The organism is Rhizobium sp. PRIMUS64, from assembly GCF_023006465.1.
In the GTDB taxonomy this organism is placed as follows: Bacteria; Pseudomonadota; Alphaproteobacteria; order Rhizobiales; family Rhizobiaceae; genus Rhizobium; species Rhizobium leguminosarum.
Map to the genome: position 1 here is coordinate 1 of NZ_JALBGX010000232.1, position 5,686 is coordinate 5,686.

The window sequence follows — 5,686 nt, forward strand, 5'->3', positions numbered from 1 at the left end:
CCCCTGAGGAAATCGGCGGCCGCCAGCGGTTTGCCGCCGGCCTTCTGCAACCTGGTCAGCCGCACCGCGCCCGAGGCGCAGGCGACCACGAGATCATCGGTCAGCAATTGCCCGGCAGCACCCTGCCCCTCAGCCAGTTCGGAAGCCAGCACCTTCACCCGCTCCGGCTTGCCGCCGATTTCGAGCTCGAACCAGGCCCCCGGAAACGGCGCCAGGCCGCGGATGTGATTGTGCACGTCCCAGGCATCCCTGGAAAAATCGATGCGCGTCTCGGCCTTGTCGATCTTGGCGGCATAGAGCACGCCGTCTTCCGGCTGCGGCGTCAGCGGCAGGTCGTTCATCTCGAGTTTCACCATGGCTTCCGCCATCGCCTTGGCGCCCACGAGCATCAGCCGGTCGTGCAGCTCGCCAGCCGTCATGTTCGGGCCGATCTCAACCTCGCGGGTCAGCGCAACGGCGCCGGTATCCAGACCCTTGTCCATCTTCATCACCATCATGCCGGTTTTTGCGTCGCCGGCCATGATCGCCCGCTGGATCGGAGCAGCACCGCGCCAGCGCGGCAGCAGCGAGGCATGGCCGTTGTAGCAGCCATCCCTTGTGCCGTTCAAAATCGCTTCCGGCAGCAACAGTCCGTAGGCAACGACGACGCCGACATCGGCATTGAAAGCGCGAAACCTCTCGCGCTCCTCGGGGTCCTTGAAATTGACCGGGGTGAAGACCGGCAGGCCCAGCAACTCGGCCGCCTGATGCACCGGCGATTTCTGCAGATCGAGGCCGCGCCGCCCGCCCGGCCGTGGCGGCTGCGTATAGACCGCAACGATCCTGTGCCCGGCATCGACGAGCAGGCGCAGGGTCGGAACCGAGAACTCCGGCGTTCCCATGAAGATGATGCGAAGAGACATTTTATCTCGCCAATTGAGGATCAACCGTCTTCAAACGGATTTACGAGCTTGAGATCAAGCCCCTCGAAATCTCTGGTGTTGCGGGTCGCAAGCGTCGCGCCGTTTGCAAGGCAGATGGCGGCAATCATAGCATCCTTCGTTTCCATCGGCCGTCCCGCCTTTCTGCGCTCCGCAGCCAACAGGCCGTAGCGATGCGCCGCACTCAGGGAAAAACCGAGGATACGGCCCGAAAATTCCGACTCGATCCGATTGAAGTCGGACACCAGCGCAGTCTTTCGCCTGCCATCATCAAGGAGTTCAAGACCGTAACGCATTTCGGCGACTGCAATCGTCGTCAGAAAAAGCGTCTCGACGTCGTAGGCGTCCAGCCAGCTCAGTATCCGCTCGCTGTGGGTCCTCCCCTGCATTTCGGAAATCACATTCGTATCGAGGACGATCATGTGTCGAAGCGCGGCGGTTCGCGGTCGCGTTCGTGGCGAGATGCGGCGATGGCCTCCACTTCATCTTCGCTCAATCTTTCGTCACTCATCAGAGAGCGCAGGCGCTGCCCGGCGGAAGCTCCTGAGCGCTCCACGGCAATCTGCCGGCGCATGATTTCGATCGCCTCTTCCGAAAGGCTGCGGCCGTTGCGCTGCGCGCTTTCCTGAAGCTGCAGCTTCATTGCATCCGGAACATCTCGAATAAGCAGGTCGCCCATTCGGCACCTCCACTATGATATCAGTGATATCATAGTGCCTCGCCTGTGAATTTTCAATGCAGCGCTCAGAGCGCCTTTGACTTTGCCGCCTTGGTGAATTTCTTGATGACCATCTCCCGCTTCAGCCGCGAGATATAATCGATGAAGAGCACGCCGTTCAGGTGGTCGATCTCGTGCTGCAGGCAGGTGGCGAGCAGTCCGTCGGCTTCCACGGTCTGTTCCTTGCCGTTCAGGTCGAGATATTTGACCGAGACGATAGCGGGGCGCTCGACCTCGGCATAATAATCCGGAATCGAAAGACAGCCTTCCTCATAAACGGAGCGCTCGTCGGAGGATTTGACGATCTCAGGATTGATGAACACCTGCGGCTGCTTTTCCTCGCCCTCGCGCGAGATGTCGATGACGAGCATGCGACGCGGCACGCCGATCTGGATGGCGGCAAGGCCGATGCCCGGCGCGTCGTACATGGTTTCGAGCATATCGTCGGCAAGACGCTGCAGGTCGGAGTCCACCCGCTCGATCGGCTTGGACAGCTGGCGGAGAACGGGATCGGGAAGAATGATGAGTGGCTTGATGGTCATGGCGTTCCCATAACCCATCTTTTCCGACTATGGAATTATCCGGCAGGCGGGGAATACGCTTTTTTGCATCCCCGCCTGGAATTTCGCCATAGAGCCTTTCCTGGTCAGATTGAATCATTCTGTTGGCTCAAACGGAGTCGGATGGTCGACCGGCCGGCGCGTGTCGTAGCCAAGCGCTACGGCCAAGCCGGCCGGTCGATCAGCCGGCCCGTTTCAGCCAACCCGAAGGGCCGGGCATCTTTGCGCCAGGATCAGAGGCGATCGGCTCGGACGTACCAAGAGGTATGCCCGTCGCCAATCGCCTCTGCCCTGACGAAAACCTGCTCCGGCAGAATGCTGCAATCTGACCAGGAAAGGCTCTATTCGCCTCAGGCCGCCCGGCGGGCAGCACCGGTGGAACGGCCTTCCGGCCGGGCGCGGAAGCGCCGCAGCAGCTCGATCAGGGTTTCCACCTCGTCCTTGAGGCGGCGCGTTTCCGCCGAAGACTGTTCGACCATGTCCGAATTCTGCTGGGTGATCGCACCCATGTTGCGGACGGCGACGCTGACCTCGTTGACGCCGGTCGCCTGATCGCGGGCGGCGGCGGCGATATCGGCGACGAAACGGTTGATGATGTCGATGCGGCTGATCATGTCGTTCAGCGCTTCGCCGGTGCTGGAGACGATGCCGACGCCCTGATTGACCTGGGTCGAGCTCTGGGAGATCAGGTTCTTGATCTCCTTGGCCGCTTCCGCGGTGCGCTGGGCGAGCTGGCGGACTTCCTGGGCGACGACGGCAAAACCCTTGCCGGCATCGCCGGCGCGCGCCGCCTCAACGCCAGCGTTCAGCGCCAGCAGATTGGTCTGGAAGGCGATCTCATCGATAACGCCGATGATCTTGGATATCCCGGTCGAGGATTTCTCGATGCCGGCCATCGCCGAGACGGCGCTGGTGACGAGTTCGCCGGAGTTCTTCGCCTTCTCCTGCGTCTCGCGCACGGCGGCCGAAGCCTTCTCGGCATTGGCCGCCGTCTGGCCGACGCTGACGGACAGCTGCTGCAGGGCAGCCGAACTCTCCTCGACTCCTGCCGCTTGCTGGGCAGTGCGCAGCGCCAGATCGTTGGTTGCATTGGAAATGACGTCGGCGCCGCTCATGATATGGCCAGAAGTCTCGCGCACGGAGGCGAAGGACTGGCGAAGGGCGCTGACGGCGCGGTTGTAGTCCTCCGCCATCTGCCGGAAATTGCCCGGCAGGTCGGACGGCAGGGTGGCTTCGAGATCGCCGTTCGACAGCGCTTCCAGACCGCGGCGCAGCTGCTCCAGCGCGATCGCCTGATCGGATTCGGCCTGGGCACGCTCCTCTTCCAAGGCGCGGCGCTTGGCTTCGAGCGTCTCGAGATAGACCGAGATGGAATAATCCATGTCGAGCATGCCGGCCTTGATGACGGCCGACAGCTTCTCGGCCAATGCCTTGGCCTCTCGGCGCGCAAAGATCGACGGCCACTGCTTCTCCATGATGCCTTTGACGAGCTCGGACATGACGATGGCGTAACCGCCAATATACCAGCGCGGCTCCAGTCCGATGCGGGCGTGCGTCCGGCCGACCGCGGTCACGCCGTTGACATAGCTCTCGTCGAACGCGCCGCCGGCCAGATTGGCCCAATGATCCTGCTGGCGCTTCTTGGCATGGCCGACATGGTTCTTATCGGCGAGGAAGCCTGCGACAGCCGGGGTCTTGGCGATCTTGGCGTAGAATTTATCGAGGGCACCGCCGATCAGCTCCGATATGACCGGGCGCAGATCCCGCATCGACTTGCGCGCTGCCTCATCCAGTTCGATGAAATCGAGGCGCTGCCTGAGGGCGTTGTCGGTCTGCTGGGCGGTCATGGGGATCTCTGTACTTGGCGCGACGCGCGCGGGAAGGAATTTCTGCGCGCAGGTTTTGGCCAATATGGTTGAGCAATCGTTAAATCGGACGGCGATTTCTTCTCGCCGAGCGAGGAAGAGCGATGGCTTGCGAGGATATTGGGGGCCGCCCATTCCGTTCACGTTTTGATCTATATATTGCCGTTTCTTCTGTTATGCTCGCGGCATGACCATCCATTCCGAATCGCTCGCCCTTTCCCTTGCCTCGATCAGCCCGGCCATGCTGGCGCTCATCGGCGGAGTTCTCGCCGCCCTCGCCCTGCTGGTGGTCGTGCTTCTCCTGCGCAGTGCCAGCCTTCGCCGCGAGCAGGCGGAGGAAGCGAGCTTTCGGGCTGAGGAAAACGAAGCGCGGATGGCAGAGCTTTTGAAGATCCAGGCGGAGATGCAGGGTCGCATCGCTGTCATGACCGAGGTCTTCGGCGCGCGGCAGAGCGAACTCAACCAGACGATCAGCCAACGCCTCGACGGCATGTCGCAGCGGGTCAGCTCGACAATCACCGAGCAGACGAAATCGACGCATGAGAACCTGCAGCGGCTGCAGGAGCGGCTGGCGGTCATCGATGCCGCACAGAACAATATCCAGACGCTCGCCAAAGATGTCGTCGGGCTGCAGGCCATTCTGTCCAACAAGCAGACGCGCGGCGCCTTCGGCCAGTCCAGGATGGAAACGATCGTCGCCGACGGCCTGCCGATGGGCGCCTACGCCTTCCAGCAGACGCTGTCCAACGGTTCGCGGCCGGACTGCACGATCCGCATGCCGAACGGCGCGCCGCCGCTGGTGATCGACGCAAAATTTCCGCTGGAAGCCTGGAACGCGATCCGCGACGCCGGCAGCCCCGAGGCCGGCAAGATCGCCGGCCAGCAATTTCGCCGCGACATGGAGGTCCATATAAGGGACATTTCCGAGAAATATCTGATCCAGGGCGAAACCCAGGATACGGCCTTTCTCTTCGTGCCGTCCGAATCGATCTTCGCCGAGATCCACGAGCACTTCGAACCGGTGGTGCAGAAGGCGCACCGCGCGCGTATCGTCATCGTCTCGCCATCGCTGCTGATGCTGTCGATCCAGGTCATCCAGGCCGTGCTCAAGGATCAGCGCATGCGGGCGCAGGCGCATCTGATCCAGGGCGAGGTGGCGATCCTGATGGACGATCTCAGCCGCCTCGACGAGCGGGTGCGAAAGCTGCAGGGCCATTTCGCCATGGCGCAGAAGGATATCGACATGGTGGTCACGTCAGCCGACAAGCTCACCAGGCGCGGCGCCAAGATCGAAGCGCTGGAATTCGAGGCGGGTGGCGGCGATGCAAAACCCGCCCGCGACAGCGAAGCCGCGGCCAAATCAGTGGAAAGCCGCACTGGTCTTCTGAAGCTCCGGGTGGTTGACGAGGAGTGACCGCTTCGGGCAGTGTCTCGCCCGCATGAAACAGTTGGAGCATGATTTCATTTGCAGGCTCCAGAAGACGGGACACATTCATGATCACAGTTTTCGGGTCCATCAACATGGATCTCATCGCCACGACCGAGCGCCTGCCGAAGCCCGGCGAGACGGTGGCGGGCAACGGCTTTGCCACGGCCGCCGGCGGCAAGGGCGCCAACCAGGCG

The 5,686-nt window shown here is 62.2% G+C and carries 7 protein-coding genes; 2 read left to right on the forward strand and 5 right to left on the reverse strand.

All coding sequences use genetic code 11. The features are described from left to right. From fmt to MOV76_RS38130, 5 genes are all read right to left on the reverse strand, one after another. The coding region (gene fmt, locus MOV76_RS38110; protein WP_247266500.1) for a methionyl-tRNA formyltransferase at positions 1-902 on the reverse strand (902 nt) is incomplete at its 3' end. A 20-nt stretch (positions 903-922) separates the two neighbouring features. Then, positions 923-1,342, reverse strand: a complete 420-nt coding sequence (locus MOV76_RS38115) for a type II toxin-antitoxin system VapC family toxin (RefSeq protein WP_027681971.1) — start codon at positions 1,340-1,342, stop codon at positions 923-925. After that, positions 1,339-1,599 (reverse strand): FitA-like ribbon-helix-helix domain-containing protein, encoded by a 261-nt coding sequence (locus MOV76_RS38120; protein WP_018447761.1) that lies wholly within the window; start codon positions 1,597-1,599, stop codon positions 1,339-1,341. The genes MOV76_RS38115 and MOV76_RS38120 overlap by 4 nt, the downstream gene beginning before the upstream one ends. 65 nt (positions 1,600-1,664) lie before the next feature. Next, the gene (gene def / locus MOV76_RS38125) at positions 1,665-2,180 is read right to left on the reverse strand and encodes a peptide deformylase (RefSeq protein WP_130715487.1); all 516 of its coding nucleotides are present in this window, start codon (positions 2,178-2,180) and stop codon (positions 1,665-1,667) included. A 368-nt stretch (positions 2,181-2,548) separates the two neighbouring features. Next, complete coding sequence (locus MOV76_RS38130) at positions 2,549-4,045, reverse strand: globin-coupled sensor protein (RefSeq protein ID WP_247266501.1); 1,497 nt, start codon at positions 4,043-4,045, stop codon at positions 2,549-2,551. Between the two features lie 205 nt (positions 4,046-4,250). Here MOV76_RS38130 and MOV76_RS38135 point away from each other — a divergent pair, with 205 nt between their 5' ends. Together MOV76_RS38135 and MOV76_RS38140 are read left to right on the forward strand one after the other, a co-directional pair. Further along, positions 4,251-5,477 (forward strand): DNA recombination protein RmuC, encoded by a 1,227-nt coding sequence (locus tag MOV76_RS38135; RefSeq protein WP_247266502.1) that lies wholly within the window; start codon positions 4,251-4,253, stop codon positions 5,475-5,477. Between the two features lie 80 nt (positions 5,478-5,557). Beyond that, the coding region (locus MOV76_RS38140) for a PfkB family carbohydrate kinase (protein WP_247266503.1) at positions 5,558-5,686 on the forward strand (129 nt) is incomplete at its 3' end.

What these genes read in the sequence shown, in the direction of transcription:
- def (WP_130715487.1), bottom strand. Translation starts at nt 2,180, where the DNA reads ATGACCATCAAGCCACTCATCATTCTTCCCGATCCCGTTCTCCGCCAG.
- MOV76_RS38135 (WP_247266502.1), top strand. Translation starts at nt 4,251, where the DNA reads ATGACCATCCATTCCGAATCGCTCGCCCTTTCCCTTGCCTCGATCAGC.
- MOV76_RS38120 (WP_018447761.1), bottom strand. Translation starts at nt 1,599, where the DNA reads ATGGGCGACCTGCTTATTCGAGATGTTCCGGATGCAATGAAGCTGCAG.
- MOV76_RS38115 (WP_027681971.1), bottom strand. Translation starts at nt 1,342, where the DNA reads ATGATCGTCCTCGATACGAATGTGATTTCCGAAATGCAGGGGAGGACC.
- MOV76_RS38130 (WP_247266501.1), bottom strand. Translation starts at nt 4,045, where the DNA reads ATGACCGCCCAGCAGACCGACAACGCCCTCAGGCAGCGCCTCGATTTC.